The organism is Enterobacter cloacae complex sp. P27C, assembly GCF_014895705.1.
In the GTDB taxonomy this organism is placed as follows: Bacteria; Pseudomonadota; Gammaproteobacteria; order Enterobacterales; family Enterobacteriaceae; genus Enterobacter; species Enterobacter bugandensis.
Genome location: NZ_JADBQB010000005.1, coordinates 370,035 through 391,805, shown reverse-complemented (window position 1 = coordinate 391,805; position 21,771 = coordinate 370,035). Strand labels below are relative to the sequence as shown.

Below are 21,771 nucleotides of genomic sequence, written 5' to 3'. Positions count from 1 at the left end.
GCGCCGTCATGACAATTATTGAAACGGCCACTGCGCCACAGGCGCAGCAGCAGAGCAATCTTCTGCTGGATGTTAAAGACCTCCGCGTGACCTTTAAAACCCCGGACGGCGATGTTACTGCGGTCAACGATCTCAACTTTAACCTGAGCAAAGGGGAAACGCTGGGGATCGTGGGTGAATCCGGCTCCGGAAAATCCCAGACGGCATTTGCGTTAATGGGCCTGCTGGCCGCTAACGGCGTGATTGGCGGTTCGGCGAAATTCAACGGTCGCGAAATTCTTAACCTGCCGGAGCTCGAGCTGAACAAGCTTCGCGCCGAACAGATCTCAATGATTTTCCAGGATCCGATGACCTCCCTGAACCCGTATATGCGCGTCGGTGAGCAGCTGATGGAAGTCCTGATGCTGCACAAAGGTCTGGGCAAAGCGGAAGCTTTTGAGGAATCCGTTAAAATGCTGGATGCGGTAAAAATGCCGGAAGCGCGCAAGCGCATGCGCATGTTCCCGCACGAGTTCTCTGGCGGTATGCGTCAGCGCGTGATGATTGCCATGGCGCTGCTGTGCCGGCCAAAACTGCTGATTGCCGATGAACCGACTACCGCGCTGGACGTCACCGTGCAGGCGCAAATCATGACCCTGCTGAACGAGCTTAAGCGTGAGTTCAACACGGCGATTATCATGATCACCCACGATCTGGGGGTGGTTGCCGGTATCTGTGACAAAGTGCTGGTGATGTACGCCGGGCGCACCATGGAATACGGCAAAGCGCGCGACGTGTTCTATCAGCCAGCCCATCCGTACTCGATTGGCCTGCTGAACGCGGTGCCGCGTCTTGATGCGGAAGGGGAGTCCCTGCTCACCATTCCGGGCAACCCGCCAAACCTGCTGCGACTGCCGAAAGGCTGTCCGTTCCAGCCGCGCTGCCCGCACGCGATGGAAATCTGTAACAGCGCGCCGCCGCTGGAAGAATTTGCCCCAGGCCGTCTGCGCGCCTGCTTTAAGCCGCAGGAGGAGCTGGTATGAACGCAGTAGATGAAAAACGCAACGTGCTGCTCGAAATCGCCGACCTCAAGGTGCATTTCGACATCAAAGATGGCAAGCAGTGGTTCTGGCAGCCGCCGAAGACCCTGAAAGCGGTAGATGGCGTCACCTTGCGTTTGTATGAGGGGGAAACCCTGGGAGTGGTGGGTGAATCCGGCTGCGGTAAATCCACCTTTGCGCGTGCGATTATCGGTCTGGTGAAAGCCACCGGCGGCAAAGTGGCCTGGCTGGGTAAAGATCTGCTGGGCATGAAGCCTGACGAGTGGCGCGACGTGCGCAGCGATATCCAGATGATTTTCCAGGATCCGCTGGCGTCATTAAACCCGCGTATGACCATCGGTGAGATTATCGCCGAACCGCTGCGCACCTATCATCCAAAGATGCCGCGTCAGGAAGTCCGCGACCGCGTGAAGGCGATGATGCTCAAAGTCGGGTTGTTGCCTAACCTCATTAACCGTTACCCGCATGAATTTTCAGGCGGCCAGTGTCAGCGTATTGGCATTGCGCGTGCGCTTATCCTTGAGCCGAAACTGATTATTTGTGATGAACCGGTCTCCGCGCTGGACGTGTCGATTCAGGCGCAGGTGGTTAACCTGCTTCAGAAACTACAGCGCGAAATGGGGCTGTCGCTAATCTTCATTGCGCACGACCTGGCGGTGGTAAAACACATCTCCGACCGCGTGCTGGTGATGTATCTGGGCCATGCCGTGGAACTGGGAACCTATGACGAGGTGTACCATAACCCGCTGCACCCTTATACCAAAGCGCTGATGTCGGCGGTGCCGATCCCCGATCCGGATCTGGAAAAGAATAAAACGATTCAGCTTCTGGAAGGGGAATTGCCGTCGCCAATCAATCCGCCGTCGGGCTGCGTGTTCCGCACGCGATGCCCGATGGCCGGGCCGGAATGCGCGAAAACGCGACCGGTGCTGGAGGGCAGTTTCCGACATGCGGTTTCCTGCCTGAAAGTAGACCCGCTATAATCGCAAGGGCTGACATGATGTCAGCCCTTATTTTTTTGCGAGGTTACCGTGTCGCGTTTATTCACTTCAGCCCGTCGGCGGCTCTATCATCTTTTATTCGATCCTGAAACGGTATCGGGACGCCGTTTTGAAGGTCTGTGTGCGCTGTTTGCGCTACTGAGCGTAGTGGTCATCTTTATTGAATCGGGTGTAGGAACGCAATATCACCTGACATTTGAGGAATGGCATGCGTTTGTCTGGCTGGAACTTATTATTACCCTGGTCTTTACCGCTGAGTATATTCTGCGTGTTGTTTGCTGGCCCAACCCGGCAAAGTACGTCTTTAGCTTCTGGGGCTTTATTGATTTAGCGACGATCCTGCCGCTCTATGTGATGTGGCTGTGGCCGGAGATCAGCCTCAACTATGTTTTCGCCTGGCGAGCGATGCGCGTTATTCGGGTCTTGCGTATCCTGAAGTTACTGCGCTTTATGCCGTCGCTGCGCGTATTCTGGAGCGCGATCGTCAGCGCACGCCATCAGCTTATTCTGTTCTATTCGTTTATTGCCATCGTGATGATTGTTTTTGGCGCGCTGATGTATTTGATCGAAGGGCCGAAATATGGCTTCACGACGCTCAACGCGTCCGTCTACTGGGCGATAGTGACCGTTACGACCGTGGGGTATGGCGATATCACGCCCCATACGCCGCTGGGGCGGATTGTGGCATCCGTGCTGATTCTGATTGGGTATTCGGTAATTGCCATTCCGACGGGGCTTATTACCACGCACATGAGCAGCGCGTTTCAGAACCATAAACAGCGGCGCAAATGTCCGAACTGCCACCAGGCCGATCATGAACACAGCGCGCGGTTTTGCAACCGCTGCGGAAGCGCGTTACCGGATTAAATAAAAAAGGCTGCTATCGCAGCCTTTTTTATTATTCGCGCCAGAGTATGTGACACAGCTTGTGGTCTTTCTCACGACACAGCAGGACGCGCGCAAAAATGTCGTTAATTTCACCGCCGTCTTCATCAGCCAGCCCAATAACCACTTCGGCAAAGAAGTCAGGGTTCAGGTCGAAATCTACATGTTCGGCCCAGTCCTCTGAAGGGTCGAACAATTCGGCACCGCCGCGCTCTTCGAACTGCAGATTAAAGAGGATCACGTCTGCGGGATCGAGGTTATCAACCGCCAGTTCGAGAAAAATGTCATAGGCCTGCTCGAGCGTTTCGTCTTCGGTCAGGCGATTGTTCAGATCCATTTCCATGATGACTACCTGTTTAACATCGTTGGGCACGTTTTACAGCAACGGACTAAAGAAGTAAAACAGTCGTTCAGCTATTCGCTGCCATAACGGACGTTTTACCCACAGCCTGGCATCCAGCAGCCGCGAACGGGAGATATAGTCATCCTGAACCGCCGCCAGGTCACCGCCAAAGCCGGCGTCATCAATCACCAGGGTGATTTCAAAGTTTAGCCACAGGCTGCGCATATCAAGGTTAACCGTGCCCACCAGGCTTAATTCGCCGTCGACCAGCACGCTCTTGGTGTGCAGGAGCCCGCCTTCAAACTGGTAAATTTTCACCCCGGCGGCAAGCAGTTCGCTAAAGAAGGCACGGCTGGCCCAGCCCACCAGAAGGGAGTCATTTTTGCGTGGCAGAATGATACTGACATCGACGCCGCGCTGCGCTGCGGTACAAATCGCGTGCAGCAGATCATCGCTGGGGACAAAGTAGGGCGTCGTCATGATCAGATATTCACGCGCGGAGTAGGTTGCCGTCAGCAGCGCCTGGTGAATCAAGTCCTCCGGGAAGCCTGGTCCGGAGGCGATAGTATGAATTGTATGACCGCTGGCCTCTTCAAACGGCATAATATTGCCATCCGGCGGTGGCGGCAGGATACGCTTGCCGGTTTCTATCTCCCAGTCGCAGGAGTAAACGATGCCCATCGAGGTGGCAATCGGCCCCTCCATTCGCGCCATCAGATCCACCCATTGCCCGACGCCGGAGTCCTGTTTAAAGAAGCGCGGGTCAACCATGTTCATACTGCCGGTGTAGGCAATATAGTTATCGATCATGACCATTTTACGGTGCTGGCGAAGGTCCATCCGGCGCAGAAACACGCGCAGGAGATTCACCTTCAGCGCCTCAACCACCTCGATACCGGCGTTACGCATCATGCCCGCCCAGGGGCTACGGAAAAATGCCACGCTGCCCGCGGAGTCCAGCATCAGACGGCAGTGGATCCCCCTGCGTGCGGCCGCCATCAGGGATTCAGCGACCTGGTCAGCCATGCCGCCGGGCTGCCAGATATAAAACACCATCTCAATATTATGGCGAGCCAGCTGAATATCGCGGATTAACGCCTGCATGACATCATCGGACGACGTCAGAAGCTGGAGCTGATTGCCCTTAACGCCGCCAATCCCCTGGCGACGCTCGCAGAGCTTAAACAGCGAGGAGGCGACGCTGCTGTTCTCCTCGGCAAAGATATGCTTACAGGCTTTGAGATCGTTAAGCCATTTTGCGGTGGAAGGCCACATTGCGCGCGCCCGCTCGGCACGGCGCTTACCCAGATGAAGCTCACCGAAAGAGAGATAGGCAATAATTCCCACCAGTGGGAGGATATAAATGATCAGAAGCCAGGCCATGGCAGAGGGTACGGCTCTGCGCTTCATCAGGATGCGTAACGTCACACCCGCGATTAACAGCCAGTATCCCAGAATGACCAGCCAACTCACCACGGTGTAGAAGGTTGTCATAGATAAAAAAATCCTTTTGAAAGCGTATTGTTATGAGTGTACGCATCAGGATTCATCTGGCAAATAAAAACGCCAGGTAAAAGCGCTGGTTTGCTGCCGGGTTGGGTTTATAATGGCGGCTCTGTTTGAGAAAGAGTTGTAGACATGAAGCGCAGTAGAACAGAAGTAGGGCGCTGGCGTATGTTGCGACAGGTGAGTCGTCGCAAGGCTCGTTGGCTGGAAGCACAATCCCGCCGCAATATGCGTATCCACGCCATCAGAAAATGTGGATTGACCCGGCACCGCAATGCGTTGCTGTTCGCAGTCCAGGATATCTGAAACCCATGAGGGCACCGCAAGGTGCCCGCTGATTATATTGTGTCTTATTTTGCGAATATCGTTATTGCGGCGATATTCTGGTTATTTTTAGCAAAAGGAGGGAGAGGTGTTTGCGGAGTTTGGCGTACTGAATTTCTGGACGTATGTTGTTGGCGCATTTTTTATCGTGCTGGTTCCCGGGCCAAACACCCTGTTTGTGCTGAAAACGGGGATCGGTCACGGTGTTAAAAAAGGGTATCTTGCCGCGACCGGCGTGTTTATCGGTGATGCGATATTGATGTTCCTGGCCTGGGCGGGTGTTGCGGCATTGATCCAGACGACCCCCGTACTCTTTAATATCGTGCGTTATCTCGGGGCTTTCTATCTGCTGTGGTTGGGCGGAAAAATGCTCTGGTCGGTGATCACACGTCAGAATAACGCTCAAAAGAGTGGAACCGAGCCTGCCAGCACGATCATGAAACGCTCCCTCGTCCTGAGCCTGACCAATCCAAAAGCGATTCTGTTCTACGTTTCGTTCTTTGTGCAGTTTATCGACGTGAATGCGCAAAATACCGGGACCTCTTTCCTGATCCTCGCTACCACGCTTGAGCTGATTAGCTTTATGTACATGAGCTTCCTGATCTTCTCTGGGGCGTTTGTTACGCGTTATCTGAAAACCAAAAAGAAACTGGCAAAGCTGGGGAACGGGCTGATAGGGCTGCTGTTTGTCGGGTTTGCGGCGCGGTTAGCGTCACTTCATTGATGTGAAGAAAGGCTCCTGCGGGAGCCTTTTTACCTCAGAACACTTTCTTATACGGTCGCACTGTCACTTTTGCATACACACCCGCCGCAACGTATGGGTCTGCGTCAGCCCAGGCCTGCGCCGCTTCAAGAGACTCAAACTCAGCAATTACCGTGGAGCCAGAAAAACCGGCGGCTCCCGGGTCATTGCTGTCAACAGCAGGCATTGGACCCGCGGTCAGCAAACGGCCTTCGTCCTGGAGCAGCTGCAGGCGAGCCAGATGGGCAGGGCGAACAGAGAGACGTTTTTCGAGGGAATCAGCGACATCTTCAGAGTAAATCACGTAAAGCACGGTGAAGCTCCTTAAGCGTTATAAAGTGTCAGTTACGTTATGTGAAAGGGCAATTGACTGCAATGTAAAGATAAAAACAACGTTAATACCCCGATCTGGATGTCCTTTTTTTGACCACTCCTGCGCTTAAATTGCGCCAGAACAAAGTGTCTTATTGAATATGATTGCTATTTGCATTTAAAATCAGGGTCCGGTTTTTTAACGTTGATGATTATGACCTCGATGACCCTTGATTTACCTCGCCGCTTTCCCTGGCCGACGCTGTTGTCCGTCGTGATTCACGGTGCCGTCGTGGCGGGTTTGCTCTACACCTCGGTTCATCAGGTTATTGAAATGCCCGCACCTGCCCAGCCGATCTCGGTAACCATGGTCTCGCCAGCGGATCTCGAACCGCCGCAGGTTGCGCCACCACCGCCACAGCCGGTTGCTGAGCCTGAACCGGAACCCGAGCCTGTACCGGAGCCACCGAAGGAGGCACCGGTGGTGATCCACAAACCTGAACCGAAGCCAAAACCTAAGCCGAAGCCAAAGCCGGTGAAGAAGGTCGAGGAGCGTCCTAAACGTGAAGAACGCCCGGTTGAACCGCGCGCGACCCAGCCGGTCGAGAATGCAGCGCCTTCGCGTCCGGTCATGAATAACAGCGCACCGGCGGCGAAGCCGACGGTTGCCGCACCAGCGGGCCCACGTGCGTTGAGCCGTAATCAGCCTCAGTATCCGGCGCGGGCTCAGGCCTTGCGTATTGAAGGTCGCGTACGGGTGAAATTTGACGTCACTGCGGATGGCCGCGTGGATAACGTGGAAATCCTGTCTGCGCAACCTTCTAATATGTTTGAGCGCGAAGTGAAGTCGGCGATGCGCAGATGGCGCTACGAACCCGGTAAACCGGGAAGCGGACTGATCGTGAACATTGTTTTCCGCCTGAACGGCGGGGCGCAGATGGAATAAAAAAAGCCTCCGAAAGGAGGCTTTTTTTTGCCTGCCATTCAGGCTGGCGGAAGCTGACGAGGTTTACCCTCGCTATCGACAGCGACATAAATAAACAGCGCTTCAGTTGCTTTATAGCGCTGTCCAATCGGTTCAGAAGAGACTTTCTTCACCCAGACTTCAATGTTGATGGAGATGGATGTATTGCCGCGCTTTACGCAGCGGGCGTAACAGCAAACCACATCACCTACCGCAACCGGGCGCAGGAAGGTCATTCCATCCACCCGCACGGTCACCACGCGTCCGTGAGCAATCTCTTTTGCCAGAATTGCGCCGCCCATATCCATCTGCGACATCAGCCAGCCGCCAAAAATATCGCCATTGGCATTGGTGTCAGCGGGCATTGCCAGTGTGCGTAAAACCAGTTCGCCCTGAGGGGCGTTATTTGTTGTCATTGTTTTAACTCATAACGGAAGACTTCAGGCGGGATGCTACTATGATTTCACAGCGGAGAGAATAGACCAGAACGCCTGTCGAACACGTTCTGGTCAGTCAGCAATCAGTGCTTGTCGTCCTGCGGCATGTGGCGATAGATATAAATGCCGCTTAGCAGGGTGAATATCAGCGTCAGGGCCGTCAGGCCGAAGACCTTGAAGTTGACCCAGATATTCTGTGGCAGCCAGAAAGCGATATAGATATTGGCAAGACCGCAAAGGATAAAGAACACGGCCCAGGCGATATTCAGGCGCGACCAGACTTCCTGAGGCAGCGTCAGCTCTTTGCCGAGCATGCGCTGGATCAGCGGCTTTTTCATCACCCACTGGCTGATGAGCAGCGCACCCGCAAACAGCGCGTAGATCACCGTAACTTTCCACTTGATAAATTCATCATTGTGGAAGAAGAGGGTTAGCCCACCGAATACGGCGACCAGGACGAACGTTACCAGCGCCATTTTCTCAACTTTACGGTAGCGAACCCAGCTGTAGATCAGCACAACCGCTGTCGCAATAATCAGCGCTGTGGTGGCAGCATAAATGTCATACAGTTTGTAAAACGCGAAAAAGACCACCAGCGGTAAAAAATCAAGAAACTGCTTCATTCTGTGATTCCATCTTCTTTGTTGAGCCGGGCCCTGTCATGCACCCGGCATCAGGGTTACTGACGAATTAACATATACAGGCGGAACAGATAGACAAGCAGCACCGCTGAAATCAGGTTGCTCAGTGTATTCGCGACCACCGCGCCAACGTTCGGGGTTAATACCGCAAAATTCGGTGCAAACAGGAGCAGGAGCGTTTTTGCCAGCAGCCAGGCAATGACTGCGGGAGCCACCAGACGCATATTAGCCCATGCGAGTCGGATGCTGCTGCGCATCGCGGTAAAAATTCCCATTTTATCCTGCACGATCATTACTGGGGCAAAAGCGAGCACAATAGCCAGTAACACGCCCGGCACCACAACCAGCATAATTCCCATCTGCACCAGCATGGTGGTTAAAAAGATCAGGATAAACAGCTTAGGTAAGACCGGCGCGCTGGCGCCAATCGCCCGCAAGGCGCTGACCCGGTGGCCCGCCGACACCAGTTGGATCATCAGCAAAACGCCGCCCGCCAGAATGGCGTTACCAATCAGGCCAGAAAACGTGGATGCGGCAGACGCCCGGAGCAGAATTTGTTGCTGCTCTGGCGTCATGTTTTGCACCAGTTCAAATAGCCCAACGCTTCCTGCAAGATGGTCGCCCTGGCTCAGGCTGGCAATCTGTTCTTCACTCGGTGAGAACGCATGACCCAGCACCACAGTGATAAAGGCGCAAAGCAACGCGATCAGTAAAAAGGTAATGAACTGATTGCGGAAAAAATTTCCCGTGTCACGGTAGACAGACTTCGCCGTGATAGACATGCACTCTCCTTGCGTATTGCAGGTGTTAATTAGCCGGCAATTGTACACCGGATGAACCTGCTGTGGCAGCATCAAGGCTTGTATGGAAAAGCATATCTTTGTAAAGCGGCGGTAATCCAAAGCGCGCGCGGGCGCGATTACAGGCTTCGTTGACCTGCCCATCTTCCCCCGACATGGCAAATTCCCGGCACGGGCTGGGGCGATCCTCATAGATCGCGCACCGGGTCGAAACCCCGGGCTCACCCTGCAGCGCGTCACAGCGGGCCTGCTTTTGATTGGTGCCGCGCATGCAGCGCAGAAAGGGGGTTAACGGCTCAGTAAGATGAACCGGAACGGTACCGCCGCCATCGCTGGCTTCAGCCCAATAGAAAGAGACTCGAAAATACGCACAACAGGCTCCGCACGTCATGCACGGGTTAACTTCACTCATAGCACACCTGCAAAAAAGAACGCATCAAATCAACTTGTGAGAGCGATAAATTATCCAGCCGACAGAGGAAGAGCAAGAGGGGGAAAAGAGAAAATTTTGTAACTGTGAAATGCCAAAAATTGACATAGAAACAACTTATTGCTTTTCAAAGCGCCACAAAAAATTAACCCAGATCAATGAATGTTAACTTACTGGTTTTAATGTGATCTGTGGCAGATCACTTATTACTCTTTTGTGAGTATATTCTCATCCGCGATTAAAACCACAACGATGGAGCGGATATGAAAAAATTAGCGGTGGCAGCCCTTGTATTAAGCAGTCTCTCTGGCGGCGCGTATGCACATGAAGCAGGCGAATTCTTTATTCGTGCCGGTTCGGCTACGGTTCGCCCAACTGAAGGATCGGATAACGTGTTGGGTATGGGCGGTTTTAACGTCAGTAACAACACCCAGTTAGGTTTAACATTCACCTGGATGGCGACGGATAACGTTGGTGTTGAGCTTTTGGCGGCAACCCCGTTCCGTCACCGTGTCGGTCTTGGTGCGACCGGTGATATCGCCACGGTTCACCATTTACCGCCAACGCTGATGGCGCAATGGTACTTTGGCGATGCCAGCAGCAAGGTGCGTCCATATATTGGCGCGGGTGTGAACTACACCACCTTCTTCGATGAGAAATTCAACGATACCGGCAAAGAAGCAGGACTCTCAGATCTCAGCCTGAAAGACTCGTGGGGTATGGCTGGGCAGGTTGGTCTGGACTATCTGATTAACCGCGACTGGCTGATCAACGCCTCGGTCTGGTATATGGATATTGATACGGACGTACGCTTCAAGGCGGGCGGCGAGCAGCAAAGCATCAATACGCGTCTGGATCCGTGGGTGTTCATGTTCTCTGCGGGTTATCGTTTCTGATCCCCGTCAAACTGGCCACAGGGTGGCCAGTTTGCTTTGCTCGCTTCAAAACGACGGATAAACCGGCCGCTCGTCAAGCTTTACGCAGTGCCTCAGGATCTTTTCCCCATCATATAAATAGCTGAAAGCGTCGCTGGACAGGGAATGGAAGAGAATATCACCGTTGGCAAACGGGATAATTTCGGTATCACCCACACGTTTATGACCCGCGCCGGTTTCAAAATGACCGCGCCATCGTTCCTGAGTATGGTCATAGACGTGCAGAATAACGTCGACAAGTCCTCTTTCCGGGCAATTAAGTCGCAGGAAGGTCGAAGAAAAATTCAGGGACAGCGCGTGGAAGGGAATCAATAAGGCGAAAACCAGTAAAGCTCGTAAATACATCAAACCGCGAAAACCTCCTTCAAAAGGGAAATGAGATTTTACTTAAGTCAAAAATCGCGTTTTTGCCGTGGATCAACATGACTTATAATTCAATACGATAAAGGCCCCTTGCGAGGCCCTTAGCGATCATTTTTGAATCAGATAGCGAATGGTTGGGCCATCCTGCTGGATATCCAGCACCGTATAACCGTGGTTTTTTGCATCCAGCGGAATGTTGTTGATGGATTGCGGACAATCGCTCACCACCTCCAGAATTTCACCTTTTTCCAGCTGCGGCAGTGCCTCAAGCGTGGCAACCGCCGGATACGGGCAGGGTTCACCGACCATATCCAGACGATAGTCGGGGACGATCTCTTTCATGCAGCGTTCTCCTGCGTTTCAGTTTTGACGACGGCACGGCGGAAGAAGCGTTTCTCCTGTGCGACAACCAGTAAAAAAGCGACCAGCAGCAGGGCATAAGTCACCAGCAGGCCGCCGAGAGGGCCGAAAGCGCTCAGCAGGTTAACCTTGTCCCAGTTTGTGGCAAGCACCGGGGACACGTCGTCCCAGAAGTATGCGAGGAGTGTGGATCCAAGGACATTCCCAAGCCCGACCCACCAGTAGTGCACCTGTCCCTCAACCGCGCGGTACATCCAGCCGGTTTCACACCCGCCCGCCAGCACAATCCCGAAGCCAAACAGCAGACCGCCAATCACCGCGTTCGGGCCAGCCCACATGATCTTCGGTTCAACACCGAGCTGAACATAGCTGAAGATGCCGATAGCGCTCACCGCCATGCCGGCAATGATTGCCTTCGCCATCATCGTCCTTCCGGTGATCCACATATCGCGAAACGCAGAGGTAAAGCAGATCTGCGCGCGTTCGATCAGCAGGCCAAAGCCGACGCCGAACAACATCGCCAGGCCAAGCTTCGGCTGATTCATCGCCGTGCAAATGGCCCATGCGATCATAGCAAAAAAGACCAGCATACCCAGGCGGAAACGGCGCTTTGCCTGCTCCGGTTTTTGGGTTAGCGGGGACGCCGCGCTGACTTTTGTCATTTTCACCGGAATGCGGAACAGCGGCAGAAGGGTGAATTTTGCTCCGAAGTAAGAGCCAATCGCCGTGGCCACGGCAAAAAACCAGGCATGAAGGGAGAACTGCGGAATCCCCGTAAAGAACGCGGCCAGATTACAGCCCATCGCCAGGCGGGCGCCAAACCCGGCAATCATACCCCCGACTACCGCCTGCATGATGCGAACGCGGCTTTTGGGCATGCGCAGCTTAACGTTGTTTGCCCACAGCGCCGCAGCGAAACAGCCGCCGAACATGCCGATAATCATCATTCCGTCGATGCGGGTAAGAGGGGTACCGTCCAGGTGAATGAGTTTGAAGTATCCCCACTCTTCGGTGTGTACGCCTGCGAGCTGCAGCAGTTGCCCACCCCAGCGGGTGAATTCACCGGTGACGGCCCAGAAGGTGCCGGTAATGCCGAAATAATAAGTAGAGAGAATGCCTGCCGCGATGACGGCCGGAACAGGTGACCAGAACTTAACCAGGTAAGTCTGTTTGAAGGATTGCCATGACATGAATAAGCCTCTGAACTCAGAAGGATTAGTGCTAAAAAGAGTCCAGATCATACGCTTACGCGAAAGTTTGAAAAGCTATTCACACCGAAAATATCGACGGGATCAATTTTGACGTAATCCTTTGGAGAGGATGGAGAAGGAGGAGTAACCGTCTGGCAGGGTTGCCAGACGGTGGAGGGGTCAGGCTTTACGCGTCGCCGCCTTCATGGCAGTCACAAACGCCTTCAGCTCGGCCAGCATCTGCTCGGGCTTGTCCACGTTCTTCTCGATGATCTTCACAATCGCGGAGCCGGAGATGGCACCCGCCGCCTTCGCCTCAATTGCCGCGGTGACCTGATCCGGAGAGGAGATCCCGAAGCCCTGCAGCGGCGGCGCGGCATGGTACTCGGCCAGCTTTTCCACCAGATGATGCAGCGGCAGGGCCGCTTTATTCTCGGCGCCGGTCACGCCCGCGCGCGAAAGCAGATAGGTATACCCGCGTCCGTAAGAGGCTATCTGGCGCAGCAGTTCATCGTCCGCGTTAGGCGGGCAGATGAAAATAGGGGCGACATTGTGACGCATCGCAGCCTGGCGGAACGGCGCGGACTCTTCCACGGGCACGTCTGCTACCAGGACCGAGTCGACACCAACTCGCGCGCATTCGGCATAGAACTCGTCAACACCACGGTTGAACACCAGGTTGGCGTACATCAGCAGGCCAATCGGAATGGTCGGGTGCTTCTGGCGGATCGCCGCCAGCATTTCAAAGCACTGGGTTGGGGTCACGCCTGCCGCAAAGGCGCGCAGGGTGGCGTTCTGGATGGTCGGGCCATCCGCCAGCGGATCGGAGAACGGAATACCCAGCTCCAGCGCGTCGGCGCCGGCTTCAATCAGGGCGTCGATAATCTTCAGAGACTGCTCAGGGCCGGGGTCGCCCAGCGTAACGAAGGGGACGAACGCGCCTTCCTGGCGGGATTTCAGTTCAGCAAATACGTTATCGTAGCGTTCCATCAGATTTCCCCTCGTGCTTTCAAAATATCGTGGACGGTGAAGATATCTTTGTCACCGCGACCGGAAAGGTTCACCACCAGCAGTTGCTCTTTTTCCGGGTTCTCTTTCATCATTTTCAGCGCGTGCGCCAGCGCGTGAGAAGACTCCAGCGCCGGGATGATCCCTTCGCTGCGGCACAGCGTTTTGAAGGCTTCCAGCGCTTCGTCATCGGTAATGGAGACATAGTCCGCGCGCCCCGTGCTGTTCAGGAACGCGTGCTGTGGCCCAACGGACGGGAAGTCCAGTCCGGCAGAAATTGAGTAAGACTCTTCAATCTGCCCTTCATCGGTCTGCATCATCGGGGCTTTCATGCCGAAGTAGATCCCCACGCGGCCATGCTTCAGCGGCGCGCCGTGCTCGCCGGTTTCAATCCCATGACCGGCAGGCTCGACGCCAATCAGCCCTACGCGGGTTTCGTCGATAAAATCGGCAAACATGCCGATGGCGTTAGACCCGCCGCCGACGCAGGCAATGACTGCATCCGGCAGGCGACCCTCTTTTTCAAGGATCTGCGCCTTGGTCTCTTCACCGATCATGCGCTGGAATTCGCGCACGATGGTCGGGAACGGGTGAGGACCTGCCGCGGTGCCGAGCATATAGTGCGCGGTTTCGTAGCTGCCGGACCAGTCGCGCAGCGCTTCGTTACAGGCATCTTTCAGCGTCGCAGAACCGCTGTGCACCGGGATCACTTCCGCACCCATCAGGCGCATACGGAATACGTTCGGCGACTGACGCTCAACGTCTTTAGCACCCATATAGATGCGGCACTTCAGGCCGAGCAGGGCGCTGGCGAGCGCAGAAGCCACGCCGTGCTGGCCCGCGCCAGTTTCGGCGATGATTTCGGTTTTACCCATACGCTTCGCGAGCAGCGCCTGGCCCAGCACCTGGTTAGTTTTATGCGCGCCGCCGTGCAGCAGGTCTTCACGCTTAAGATACAGCGTGGTTTTGGTGCCTTCGGTCAGGTTGCGGCATTTGGTCAGCGCGGTTGGACGCCCGGCGTAGTTTTTCAGCAGGTCGGTAAACTCCGCCTGAAACGCCGGATCTTTCTGCGCGCTCACGAACGCTTCTTCCAGCTGGCGCAACGCGGGCATCAGGATTTGCGGAACGTACATCCCGCCGAATTCACCAAAATACGGGTTAAGTAATGTCGTCATCTTCTCTTCCTTAATATGCACGCAGAGTTTTAAACACCGAGGCCAGCTTGCTGGCATCTTTGATACCCGGTTGCGACTCTACGCCTGAATTGAAATCGAGGCCTGCGCAGCCGGTTTTCGCGGCTTCCACACAGTTATCCGGGCTTAGTCCGCCCGCCAGCAGGACGTTGTCCAGCTTTTCGCAGTTCAGCAGCGACCAGTCAAAACGTTGTCCGGTGCCGCCCTGGCCGTTGTCGAGCACGTATTTGTCAACGTGGTGAAGATTACGTGCGGGCAGGGTGGTGCCCACGCTTTGTGCTTTCCAGATTTGAACCTGCGGTGCCAGCGCGTCGCGCAGGGCATTGATATACGCCTGATCTTCATCGCCATGGAGCTGAACGGCACTCAGGGATAACGCGTCGGCTTTTGCCACAACGTCTGCGACATCCGCATTACGGAACACGCCAACATAGCTCAGCGGGGCCGCCGCGATTACCTTGCGGGCCTGTTCCTCATTGACTGCCCGAGGAGAGGTGTCGACGAAGATTAAACCGCCATAGATTGCTCCAGCCTCATACGCGGCCAGCGCATCCTGTTCGCGGGTTAGGCCGCAGACTTTGTTTTCACCCAGCAGCACGCGACGCACCGCCGCATTGAGGTCGTCATGTTCCATCATGGCGGAGCCAATCAGGAAACCGTTGGCGAAGTGGCTCAGCTCGCGCACCTGGGCGTAGCTGTTAATGCCGGACTCGCTGATCACCGTGACGCCCGCACCCAGACGCGGCGCCAGCTGGCGGGTGCGGTTCAGGTCAATCGACAGGTCGCGAAGATCGCGGTTGTTGATGCCGACCACTTTGGCTTCCAGCGCGATGGCGCGCTCGAGCTCTTCTTCGTTACTCACTTCGGTCAGCACGCCCATGTTCAGGCTGTGCGCCACTGCAGAGAGCTGGCGATACTGCTCGTCGTTGAGCACCGAAAGCATCAGCAGGCAGGCATCGGCCTGGTAGAAACGCGCCAGCCAGATCTGATACGGGTCGATAATAAAGTCTTTGCACAGGATCGGCTGCGGTGCGATGCCGCTGACGATCGGCAGAAAATCGAAGCTGCCCTGGAAATATTTCTCATCCGTCAGCACGGAGATTGCCGACGCATGATGCTTATAAATACCGGCGATACGCGCCGGGTCGAAATCGTCACGAATAACGCCTTTTGAGGGAGAGGCCTTTTTACACTCCAGAATAAAGGCGGTACGTGCACCCTGCAGGGCGTCATAGAAACGACGGCTGCTTGGAACGACGTCATTCTGGAAACTGGCAAGCGGCTGCTCTGCTTTGCGTGCTTCCACCCAGATGGCCTTATCGGCAACGATTTTCGCTAAAACGGTCTGCATTCTTTACCCTCTTGCCGCAAGTGCGGTAACGCGATCGTAAGCTGCACCGGAGCGCAGTACATCCAGAACTTTTTGAGCATTGGCCTTCAGGTCTTCCTCACCGTGCAAACGCATCAGCATGGCGACGTTGGCAGCCACGGCGGCCTCATGAGCGGCCTCACCTTTACCTTGTAGTAAGCGCGTCAGAATGTCACGGTTTTCTTCCGGCGTACCGCCTGCCAGCGCTTCCTGATGGTACGGCGTTAAGCCGAAATCAGACGCCTCAAGCTGATAGCTGAGTACTTCACCATCGTTAAGCTCGGCCACCAGCGTCGGCGCATGCAGCGAAACTTCATCCATTCCGCCGCTGTGCACCACGGCGGCGCGTTTGTAACCCAGCACGCGCAGCGTCTCGGCAATCGGCAGGACCAGCTCAGGGCTGTAAACGCCAATTAATGCCAGCGGCGGATGGGCCGGGTTGATCAGCGGGCCGAGTACGTTAAACAGCGTGCGGGTTTTAAGCTGCTGACGAACCGGCATCGCGTGGCGGAAACCAGTGTGATATTTCGGCGCAAACAGGAAGCAGACGCCCAAATCGTCCAGCGCTTCACGCGAACGCTCGGCATTCATCTCCAGATTGATGCCAAACGCGGCCAGCAGATCGGACGAGCCTGAACGGCTGGAGACGCTGCGGTTACCGTGCTTGGCCACCTTCAGGCCGCAGGCCGCCGCCACAAAGGCGCTGGCGGTCGAAATATTGATGCTGTTGCTGCCGTCGCCACCGGTCCCGACGATATCGGCAAACTGATAGTCCGGGCGCGGGAACGGAGCGGCATTTTCCAGCAGCGCGGTGGCCGCACCGGCGATCTCCTGCGGGCTTTCGCCGCGCACTTTCATGCTCACCAGCGCCGCCGCCAGCTGCTCGGGCTTCAGCTCGCCGCGCACGACGGCGGAAAAAAGCTGGTGGCTCTCCTGTTGGCTCAGGGTCTGGGCCTGATACAGTTTTTCCAGAATCGGCTGCAGGGTGTTAGTCTGCTCCAGCTTCTGCAACGCCCAGTCAAGGGTCTGCTCCAGCAGGCGGGCGCCATTGGATGTCAAAATAGATTCTGGGTGGAACTGCATCCCGCAGACGCGATCCGCATCGTGGCGTACCGCCATCACCATCCCTTCAAACGAGGCGTTGATGGTCAGCCCGGCCGGAATGTTGCTGCCGACCAGCGAATGATAGCGCGCGACCGGGAGCGGATTCGGCAGCCCGGCAAACATTGCCTGGCCGTCATGTTCAATGCTGGAGGCTTTACCGTGCAGGATCTCGCCCGCCTGGCCGACGTAACCGCCGTAAGCTTCCACAATTGCCTGGTGACCAAGGCAGATACCGATAATCGGCAGCTTGCCGCGCATGCGGGTCAGCAGTTCGGGCATACAGCCCGCTTCGCTCGGCGCGCCCGGCCCCGGAGAGAGCATCAGTACCGGGTTTTGCATGGTCGCCAGACGGTCAATCAGGGTCTGAGCCGGAACGTGGTTGCGGTAGATAACGACGTTGTGACCATTCGCACGCAGCTGATCTGCCAGGTTATAGGTAAAGGAGTCGATGTTATCGAGCAGCAGAATGTCAGCCATCAGAAAATCTCCTGTGCGTGGTGTGCGGTAGCGATGGCGCGCAATACCGCGCGTGCTTTACTGCGGGTTTCGTCAGCTTCAGACTGCGGAACAGAGTCAAGAACAATCCCGGCGCCGGCCTGAACGGTGGCAATACCGTCTTCGACGTAGGCGGAGCGGATCACGATGCAGGTATCAAGGTCGCCGTGTGCGGTGAAGTAACCTACCGCGCCGCCGTAGCTCCCGCGCCGACGTCCTTCCGCTTCGGCGATAAGCTGCATGGCGCGTACCTTCGGTGCGCCGCTCAGGGTGCCCATATTCATGCAGGCGCGGTAGGCGTGCAGCACGTCGAGGTCGCTGCGCAGTTCACCCACCACGCGGGAGACCAGGTGCATCACGAAGGAGTAACGGTCAACTTTGGTCAGGTCTGCCACGTAGCGGCTGCCCGGGGTGCAAATGCGCGCCAGGTCGTTACGCGCCAGGTCAACCAGCATCAGGTGTTCGGAGAGCTCCTTGTGGTCGGTTCGCATTTCCAGTTCGATGCGGCTGTCCAGATCGCGGTCCAGCGAGCCATCGGCACGACGGCCACGCGGACGGGTGCCCGCAATCGGGTAGATCTCAATCTGGCGGCTGGTGGCGTCGTACTTCAGCGAGCTTTCCGGCGAGGCGCCGAACAGCGTGAAATCATTGTCCTGCATAAAGAACATATATGGGCTCGGGTTGCTCTTCTTCAGCACGTCGTAAGCCGCCAGCGGTGACGGGCAGGGCAGCGAGAAACGGCGGGACGGCACAACCTGGAAAATCTCCCCGGCGCGAATAGCCTTTTGCATCTGGCGAACCACGGCCCCGTATTGATCGTCGGTCTGGTTAACGTCGCATGTCATTTTTTCCATGTGCTGTACCGGCAGTGCAGGCGGCGCTTCCGTCATCTGCTGCTGGAGCTGAGCGATGCGATGCTCAAGGCGGTTTTTCTCAGACGCAGACGGCGTGAACAGGCTTGCCTGGATGCGGGTATATTTTTTCTGATGGTCGATCACCAGCAGGGTTTCGGCCAGGTAGAAACAGTAGTCCGGACAGCGGTTGCCCTGCTCGGTTTCCGGCAAATCTTCAAAACCGGCGACCAGGTCGTAAGCAAACAGCCCGCCGAAGAACATTGCTTCGCGCTCATCTTCCGGCACGGTGACAAGATTTTGCAGCAGGCGGAAGGCATCGAACACGGACAGCGAGCAGAGGCGCGCGTCTTCGTCCAGCAGCTGGCTTACCGGCGGGAAATGCAGAATTCGCAGGTCCGGGTGACGTTCATTGTCGATGCCCGCGGGCAGAGCCGCATCCAGCAGCGGCAGCAGCGATGCGCCATTATCAGAGAGCGCCTTAATGGTGACGGTGTCACCTAACGCGGTAATGCGCAGCGCGCTGTCGACCAGCAGCAGGCTTTTCAGATCGTCCTTGCTGTCGATATCCGCAGACTCCAGCAGCAGCGTCGCCGGACGCGCGCCGCACACCTGATGAAACAGCGCGGTCGGGTTGTGGCGATAGACCGCCTCGCAGGTCAACAGTTCGAGATGAGGTTTGGCTGTTTGCATGTTGTGATTCTCATTTATTCTGTTCAAAAAAAAGCCCGCTGGGTAGCGGGCGGGTATCTGTTTGCATTTCGCAGATGCGTGACACTGCCCGAAGATCAGGAAGTGCGCCACCAACCGTGCAGAGTGAAATGTGCTGTCATTTTCAGATACCTTTCTCGTGTGAACTTGCGTACTAGTTAACTAGTTCGATGGCGTATTGTCAACCCTTGATTTCAGAATTTCACGTTAAGTCGGTATCATGGCGTTTTCGGATGTCTCCAACCTGTTATGGGAAGTGCTTTGAGCGATACCACCTACGCGATTATTTATGATTTACACAGCCATACTCAGGCCTCTGATGGCCTGCTGACACCCGAAGCCCTGGTTCATCGCGCGGTTGAAATGCGTGTCGGCACGCTGGCGATAACCGATCACGATACCACCGACGCCATTCCGGCAGCGCGCGCCGAGATTGCCCGCAGCGGGCTGGCGCTGAATCTGGTGCCCGGCGTCGAGATATCGACCGTCTGGGAAAACCATGAGATTCATATCGTTGGCCTGAACATTGATATAGAACATCCGGCACTTCTTGCCTTTTTGCAAGAACAAAAAACGCGCCGCAACCAGCGCGCGGAGATGATCGGCGAGCGTCTGGAGAAGGCGCATATTCCGGGCGCGCTGGAAGGTGCGCAAAAGCTGGCGAACGGCGGGGCGGTCACCCGCGGTCATTTCGCCCGCTTTCTGGTTGAAGCGGGCAAAGCGACGACCATGGCGGATGTCTTTAAAAAGTATCTGGCGCGCGGGAAAACCGGATACGTTCCGCCACAGTGGTGTACAATAAAACAAGCTATTGATGTCATTCATCATTCTGGCGGTAAGGCCGTGCTGGCCCATCCGGGACGGTATAATCTTTCTGCTAAATGGCTGAAACGGCTGCTGGCGCACTTTGCCGAATGCGGTGGCGAGGCGATGGAAGTCGCCCAGTGTCAGCAGGCGCCCAACGAGCGCGCGCAGCTCGCGACTTACGCCCGCCAGTTTGGCCTGCTAGGGTCACAGGGCTCTGATTTCCACCAGCCCTGCGCGTGGATCGAGCTGGGACGCAAGCTCTGGCTACCCGCTGGCGTTGAGCCGGTCTGGCAGCTCTGGGAGCAGCCGCAGCAAATTGAAGAGAGGGAAGTATGAGTCAGTTTTTCTATATCCATCCGGACAATCCGCAGCCACGTCTGATTAACCAGGCCGTGGAGATCGTCCGCAAAGGCGGCGTGATAGTCTACCCGACCGATTCCGGCTACGCGCTGGGCTGTAAAATTGAAGATAAAGGAGCGATGGAACGCATTTGCCGTATTCGTCAGCTGCCGGACGGCCATAACTTTACCCTGATGTGCCGCGATCTCTCTGAGCTGTCGACCTATGCGTATGTCGACAACGTGGCGTTTCGCCTGATCAAGAACAACACGCCGGGTAACTACACCTTCATTCTGAAAGGGACGAAGGAGGTCCCGCGCCGCCTGCTGCAGGAAAAGCGTAAGACTATCGGCATGCGCGTGCCGTCGAACCCGATTGCCCAGGCGCTGCTGGAAACCCTCGGCGAGCCGATGCTCTCTACCTCACTGATGCTGCCGGGCAGCGAGTTTACCGAGTCCGATCCGGAGGAGATAAAAGATCGTCTGGAGAAGGTGGTGGAGCTGATTATTCACGGCGGTTATCTCGGCCAGCAGCCGACTACCGTTGTGGATCTGACCGAAGACGCGCCTGAAGTGATTCGTGAAGGCGTGGGTGATGTTAAGCCTTTCTTGTAAAGGTGTAAGCAGATATACTACGCGGCCATCAAAGCAGGGCTCGGCTCTGCTTTTGACCTGATTCGACGCCTGTGAAGGCGACACCTGAGGAAGCTCAATGAGCGAGAAGTTACAGAAAGTGCTGGCGCGCGCCGGCCACGGTTCACGCCGTGAAATCGAAGCCATTATTGAAGCGGGCCGCGTGAGTGTGGACGGTAAAATCGCCACGCTGGGTGACCGCGTAGAAATCGTACCGGGGCTCAAGATCCGCATTGACGGTCATCTTATCTCCGTGAAAGAGTCCGCGGAACAGATCTGCCGCGTGCTGGCGTATTACAAGCCGGAAGGCGAGCTGTGTACGCGCAACGACCCGGAAGGTCGTCCAACGGTGTTTGACCGTCTGCCAAAACTGCGCGGCGCCCGCTGGATTGCGGTGGGGCGTCTGGACGTGAACACCTGCGGTCTGCTGCTGTTCACCACCGATGGTGAACTGGCAAACCGTCTGATGCACCCAAGCCGTGAAGTTGAGCGTGAATACGCCGTTCGCGTCTTCGGCCAGGTCGACGAAAATAAACTGCGCGATCTGTCGCGTGGCGTGCAGCTGGAAGACGGCCCTGCGGCGTTCAAAACCATCAAATTTACCGGTGGTGAAGGGATTAACCAGTGGTACAACGTGACCCTGACCGAAGGCCGTAACCGCGAGGTGCGTCGTCTGTGGGAAGCGGTAGGCGTGCAGGTTAGCCGCCTGATCCGCGTTCGCTACGGCGACATTCTGCTGCCGAAAGGTCTGCCGCGCGGTGGTTATACCGAGCTGGATCTTACCCAGACTAACTACCTGCGCGAGCTGGTTGGCCTGACGCCGGAAACCACCTCTAAAGTGGCGGTGGAGAAAGATCGTCGTCGTATGAAGGCGAATCAGATCCGTCGTGCGGTGAAACGCCACAGCCAGGTGAACAGCAATCGTCGCTCTGGCAGCCGGAATAACAACGGTTAATTGAAAAAGCCCGGTGAACTCACCGGGCTTTTTC

The 21,771-nt window shown here is 55.9% G+C and carries 26 protein-coding genes and 1 other annotated feature; of the genes, 11 read left to right on the top strand and 15 right to left on the bottom strand.

What is annotated here, in order from left to right:
- The first annotated feature begins 8 nt into the window (after positions 1-8).
- From IM291_RS13000 to IM291_RS12990, 3 genes are read left to right on the top strand one after another with little or no spacing between them, the layout of a single operon-like run.
- Positions 9-1,022 carry an ABC transporter ATP-binding protein gene (locus tag IM291_RS13000; RefSeq protein WP_028013427.1) on the top strand — a complete coding sequence of 338 codons (1,014 nt, stop codon included), beginning with the start codon at positions 9-11 and terminating at the stop codon, positions 1,020-1,022.
- A complete protein-coding gene (gene oppF / locus IM291_RS12995; RefSeq protein WP_041909608.1) occupies positions 1,019-2,023 on the top strand; it encodes a murein tripeptide/oligopeptide ABC transporter ATP-binding protein OppF in 1,005 nt (334 codons plus the stop codon). Before IM291_RS13000 ends, oppF begins: the two co-directional genes overlap by 4 nt.
- Positions 2,024-2,071: 48 nt before the next feature.
- The gene (locus IM291_RS12990; protein WP_045260682.1) at positions 2,072-2,908 is read left to right on the top strand and encodes an ion transporter; all 837 of its coding nucleotides are present in this window, start codon (positions 2,072-2,074) and stop codon (positions 2,906-2,908) included.
- A 31-nt stretch (positions 2,909-2,939) separates the two neighbouring features.
- On the opposite strand, the gene IM291_RS12985 is transcribed toward IM291_RS12990, so the two are convergent.
- A complete protein-coding gene (locus tag IM291_RS12985) occupies positions 2,940-3,269 on the bottom strand; it encodes an HI1450 family dsDNA-mimic protein (RefSeq protein ID WP_006810881.1) in 330 nt (109 codons plus the stop codon).
- A 33-nt stretch (positions 3,270-3,302) separates the two neighbouring features.
- Entirely contained in the window at positions 3,303-4,763 is a 1,461-nt protein-coding gene (gene cls, locus IM291_RS12980; protein WP_028013424.1) for a cardiolipin synthase, read from the bottom strand.
- 144 nt (positions 4,764-4,907) lie between these two features.
- On the opposite strand from cls, the gene IM291_RS12975 reads away from it, so the two are divergent.
- Positions 4,908-5,081 carry a YciY family protein gene (locus IM291_RS12975; protein ID WP_086379783.1) on the top strand — a complete coding sequence of 58 codons (174 nt, stop codon included), beginning with the start codon at positions 4,908-4,910 and terminating at the stop codon, positions 5,079-5,081.
- 106 nt (positions 5,082-5,187) lie between these two features.
- On the top strand, positions 5,188-5,823 hold the full coding sequence (gene leuE, locus IM291_RS12970; RefSeq protein WP_192987046.1) for a leucine efflux protein LeuE: 636 nt from the start codon (positions 5,188-5,190) through the stop codon (positions 5,821-5,823).
- A gap of 34 nt (positions 5,824-5,857) precedes the next feature.
- Here leuE and IM291_RS12965 read toward each other — a convergent pair whose 3' ends face one another.
- Positions 5,858-6,154 (bottom strand): YciI family protein, encoded by a 297-nt coding sequence (locus IM291_RS12965; RefSeq protein WP_045260670.1) that lies wholly within the window; start codon positions 6,152-6,154, stop codon positions 5,858-5,860.
- Between the two features lie 222 nt (positions 6,155-6,376).
- Between IM291_RS12965 and tonB the strand changes: the two genes are divergently transcribed.
- On the top strand, positions 6,377-7,099 hold the full coding sequence (gene tonB / locus IM291_RS12960) for a TonB system transport protein TonB (protein ID WP_028013421.1): 723 nt from the start codon (positions 6,377-6,379) through the stop codon (positions 7,097-7,099).
- Between the two features lie 38 nt (positions 7,100-7,137).
- Here tonB and yciA read toward each other — a convergent pair whose 3' ends face one another.
- The 4 genes from yciA to IM291_RS12940 all read right to left on the bottom strand — a co-directional run bounded on the left by yciA (position 7,138) and on the right by IM291_RS12940 (position 9,407).
- A complete protein-coding gene (gene yciA / locus IM291_RS12955; protein ID WP_028013420.1) occupies positions 7,138-7,533 on the bottom strand; it encodes an acyl-CoA thioester hydrolase YciA in 396 nt (131 codons plus the stop codon).
- A gap of 104 nt (positions 7,534-7,637) precedes the next feature.
- On the bottom strand, positions 7,638-8,177 hold the full coding sequence (locus IM291_RS12950) for a septation protein A (protein ID WP_028013419.1): 540 nt from the start codon (positions 8,175-8,177) through the stop codon (positions 7,638-7,640).
- 56 nt (positions 8,178-8,233) lie between these two features.
- Positions 8,234-8,977 carry a YciC family protein gene (locus IM291_RS12945; protein ID WP_028013418.1) on the bottom strand — a complete coding sequence of 248 codons (744 nt, stop codon included), beginning with the start codon at positions 8,975-8,977 and terminating at the stop codon, positions 8,234-8,236.
- Positions 8,978-9,002: 25 nt separating this feature from the next.
- Positions 9,003-9,407, bottom strand: a complete 405-nt coding sequence (locus IM291_RS12940) for a YkgJ family cysteine cluster protein (RefSeq protein WP_059357684.1) — start codon at positions 9,405-9,407, stop codon at positions 9,003-9,005.
- A 281-nt stretch (positions 9,408-9,688) separates the two neighbouring features.
- Here IM291_RS12940 and ompW point away from each other — a divergent pair, with 281 nt between their 5' ends.
- Positions 9,689-10,321 carry an outer membrane protein OmpW gene (gene ompW / locus IM291_RS12935; RefSeq protein WP_045260668.1) on the top strand — a complete coding sequence of 211 codons (633 nt, stop codon included), beginning with the start codon at positions 9,689-9,691 and terminating at the stop codon, positions 10,319-10,321.
- 144 nt (positions 10,322-10,465) lie between these two features.
- A complete protein-coding gene (locus tag IM291_RS12930) occupies positions 10,466-10,675 on the top strand; it encodes a hypothetical protein (RefSeq protein WP_192971172.1) in 210 nt (69 codons plus the stop codon).
- 156 nt (positions 10,676-10,831) lie between these two features.
- Here IM291_RS12930 and yedF read toward each other — a convergent pair whose 3' ends face one another.
- From yedF to trpL, 8 genes are all read right to left on the bottom strand, one after another.
- Positions 10,832-11,065 (bottom strand): sulfurtransferase-like selenium metabolism protein YedF, encoded by a 234-nt coding sequence (gene yedF, locus IM291_RS12925; protein WP_045260667.1) that lies wholly within the window; start codon positions 11,063-11,065, stop codon positions 10,832-10,834.
- Positions 11,062-12,273, bottom strand: coding sequence for a selenium metabolism membrane protein YedE/FdhT (yedE, locus tag IM291_RS12920; RefSeq protein WP_048960531.1), 1,212 nt, complete (start codon positions 12,271-12,273; stop codon positions 11,062-11,064). The genes yedF and yedE overlap by 4 nt, the downstream gene beginning before the upstream one ends.
- A gap of 180 nt (positions 12,274-12,453) precedes the next feature.
- Positions 12,454-13,263 (bottom strand): tryptophan synthase subunit alpha, encoded by an 810-nt coding sequence (gene trpA / locus IM291_RS12915; protein WP_153655730.1) that lies wholly within the window; start codon positions 13,261-13,263, stop codon positions 12,454-12,456.
- Positions 13,263-14,456, bottom strand: coding sequence for a tryptophan synthase subunit beta (trpB, locus tag IM291_RS12910; protein WP_028013413.1), 1,194 nt, complete (start codon positions 14,454-14,456; stop codon positions 13,263-13,265). The genes trpA and trpB overlap by 1 nt, the downstream gene beginning before the upstream one ends.
- Before the next feature lie 10 nt (positions 14,457-14,466).
- Complete coding sequence (trpCF, locus tag IM291_RS12905) at positions 14,467-15,825, bottom strand: bifunctional indole-3-glycerol-phosphate synthase TrpC/phosphoribosylanthranilate isomerase TrpF (RefSeq protein ID WP_192987044.1); 1,359 nt, start codon at positions 15,823-15,825, stop codon at positions 14,467-14,469.
- 3 nt (positions 15,826-15,828) lie between these two features.
- Positions 15,829-17,424 (bottom strand): bifunctional anthranilate synthase glutamate amidotransferase component TrpG/anthranilate phosphoribosyltransferase TrpD, encoded by a 1,596-nt coding sequence (trpD, locus tag IM291_RS12900; protein ID WP_028013411.1) that lies wholly within the window; start codon positions 17,422-17,424, stop codon positions 15,829-15,831.
- Positions 17,424-18,986: an anthranilate synthase component 1 gene (locus IM291_RS12895; RefSeq protein WP_192987042.1), complete on the bottom strand. Its 1,563-nt coding sequence runs from the start codon at positions 18,984-18,986 to the stop codon at positions 17,424-17,426. The genes trpD and IM291_RS12895 overlap by 1 nt, the downstream gene beginning before the upstream one ends.
- Positions 18,987-19,011: 25 nt before the next feature.
- Positions 19,012-19,105, bottom strand: a sequence feature (Trp leader region).
- Positions 19,082-19,126, bottom strand: a complete 45-nt coding sequence (trpL, locus tag IM291_RS22110) for a trp operon leader peptide (RefSeq protein WP_106993556.1) — start codon at positions 19,124-19,126, stop codon at positions 19,082-19,084. It overlaps the preceding feature by 24 nt.
- A 139-nt stretch (positions 19,127-19,265) precedes the next feature.
- Here trpL and rnm point away from each other — a divergent pair, with 139 nt between their 5' ends.
- From rnm to rluB, 3 genes are all read left to right on the top strand, one after another.
- Complete coding sequence (rnm, locus tag IM291_RS12885; protein WP_028013409.1) at positions 19,266-20,147, top strand: RNase AM; 882 nt, start codon at positions 19,266-19,268, stop codon at positions 20,145-20,147.
- Positions 20,144-20,764, top strand: a complete 621-nt coding sequence (locus IM291_RS12880) for an L-threonylcarbamoyladenylate synthase (RefSeq protein ID WP_003856793.1) — start codon at positions 20,144-20,146, stop codon at positions 20,762-20,764. The genes rnm and IM291_RS12880 overlap by 4 nt, the downstream gene beginning before the upstream one ends.
- Before the next feature lie 97 nt (positions 20,765-20,861).
- Positions 20,862-21,737, top strand: coding sequence for a 23S rRNA pseudouridine(2605) synthase RluB (gene rluB / locus IM291_RS12875; RefSeq protein ID WP_028013408.1), 876 nt, complete (start codon positions 20,862-20,864; stop codon positions 21,735-21,737).
- The last annotated feature ends 34 nt before the right edge of the window (positions 21,738-21,771 follow it).

What these genes read in the sequence shown, in the direction of transcription:
- IM291_RS13000 (WP_028013427.1), top strand. Translation starts at nt 9, where the DNA reads ATGACAATTATTGAAACGGCCACTGCGCCACAGGCGCAGCAGCAGAGC.
- oppF (WP_041909608.1), top strand. Translation starts at nt 1,019, where the DNA reads ATGAACGCAGTAGATGAAAAACGCAACGTGCTGCTCGAAATCGCCGAC.
- IM291_RS12985 (WP_006810881.1), bottom strand. Translation starts at nt 3,269, where the DNA reads ATGGAAATGGATCTGAACAATCGCCTGACCGAAGACGAAACGCTCGAG.
- cls (WP_028013424.1), bottom strand. Translation starts at nt 4,763, where the DNA reads ATGACAACCTTCTACACCGTGGTGAGTTGGCTGGTCATTCTGGGATAC.
- IM291_RS12975 (WP_086379783.1), top strand. Translation starts at nt 4,908, where the DNA reads ATGAAGCGCAGTAGAACAGAAGTAGGGCGCTGGCGTATGTTGCGACAG.
- tonB (WP_028013421.1), top strand. Translation starts at nt 6,377, where the DNA reads ATGACCCTTGATTTACCTCGCCGCTTTCCCTGGCCGACGCTGTTGTCC.
- yciA (WP_028013420.1), bottom strand. Translation starts at nt 7,533, where the DNA reads ATGACAACAAATAACGCCCCTCAGGGCGAACTGGTTTTACGCACACTG.
- IM291_RS12950 (WP_028013419.1), bottom strand. Translation starts at nt 8,177, where the DNA reads ATGAAGCAGTTTCTTGATTTTTTACCGCTGGTGGTCTTTTTCGCGTTT.
- IM291_RS12945 (WP_028013418.1), bottom strand. Translation starts at nt 8,977, where the DNA reads ATGTCTATCACGGCGAAGTCTGTCTACCGTGACACGGGAAATTTTTTC.
- IM291_RS12940 (WP_059357684.1), bottom strand. Translation starts at nt 9,407, where the DNA reads ATGAGTGAAGTTAACCCGTGCATGACGTGCGGAGCCTGTTGTGCGTAT.
- ompW (WP_045260668.1), top strand. Translation starts at nt 9,689, where the DNA reads ATGAAAAAATTAGCGGTGGCAGCCCTTGTATTAAGCAGTCTCTCTGGC.
- IM291_RS12930 (WP_192971172.1), top strand. Translation starts at nt 10,466, where the DNA reads ATGGAAGAGAATATCACCGTTGGCAAACGGGATAATTTCGGTATCACC.
- yedF (WP_045260667.1), bottom strand. Translation starts at nt 11,065, where the DNA reads ATGAAAGAGATCGTCCCCGACTATCGTCTGGATATGGTCGGTGAACCC.
- yedE (WP_048960531.1), bottom strand. Translation starts at nt 12,273, where the DNA reads ATGTCATGGCAATCCTTCAAACAGACTTACCTGGTTAAGTTCTGGTCA.
- trpA (WP_153655730.1), bottom strand. Translation starts at nt 13,263, where the DNA reads ATGGAACGCTACGATAACGTATTTGCTGAACTGAAATCCCGCCAGGAA.
- trpB (WP_028013413.1), bottom strand. Translation starts at nt 14,456, where the DNA reads ATGACGACATTACTTAACCCGTATTTTGGTGAATTCGGCGGGATGTAC.
- trpCF (WP_192987044.1), bottom strand. Translation starts at nt 15,825, where the DNA reads ATGCAGACCGTTTTAGCGAAAATCGTTGCCGATAAGGCCATCTGGGTG.
- trpD (WP_028013411.1), bottom strand. Translation starts at nt 17,424, where the DNA reads ATGGCTGACATTCTGCTGCTCGATAACATCGACTCCTTTACCTATAAC.
- IM291_RS12895 (WP_192987042.1), bottom strand. Translation starts at nt 18,986, where the DNA reads ATGCAAACAGCCAAACCTCATCTCGAACTGTTGACCTGCGAGGCGGTC.
- IM291_RS12880 (WP_003856793.1), top strand. Translation starts at nt 20,144, where the DNA reads ATGAGTCAGTTTTTCTATATCCATCCGGACAATCCGCAGCCACGTCTG.
- rluB (WP_028013408.1), top strand. Translation starts at nt 20,862, where the DNA reads ATGAGCGAGAAGTTACAGAAAGTGCTGGCGCGCGCCGGCCACGGTTCA.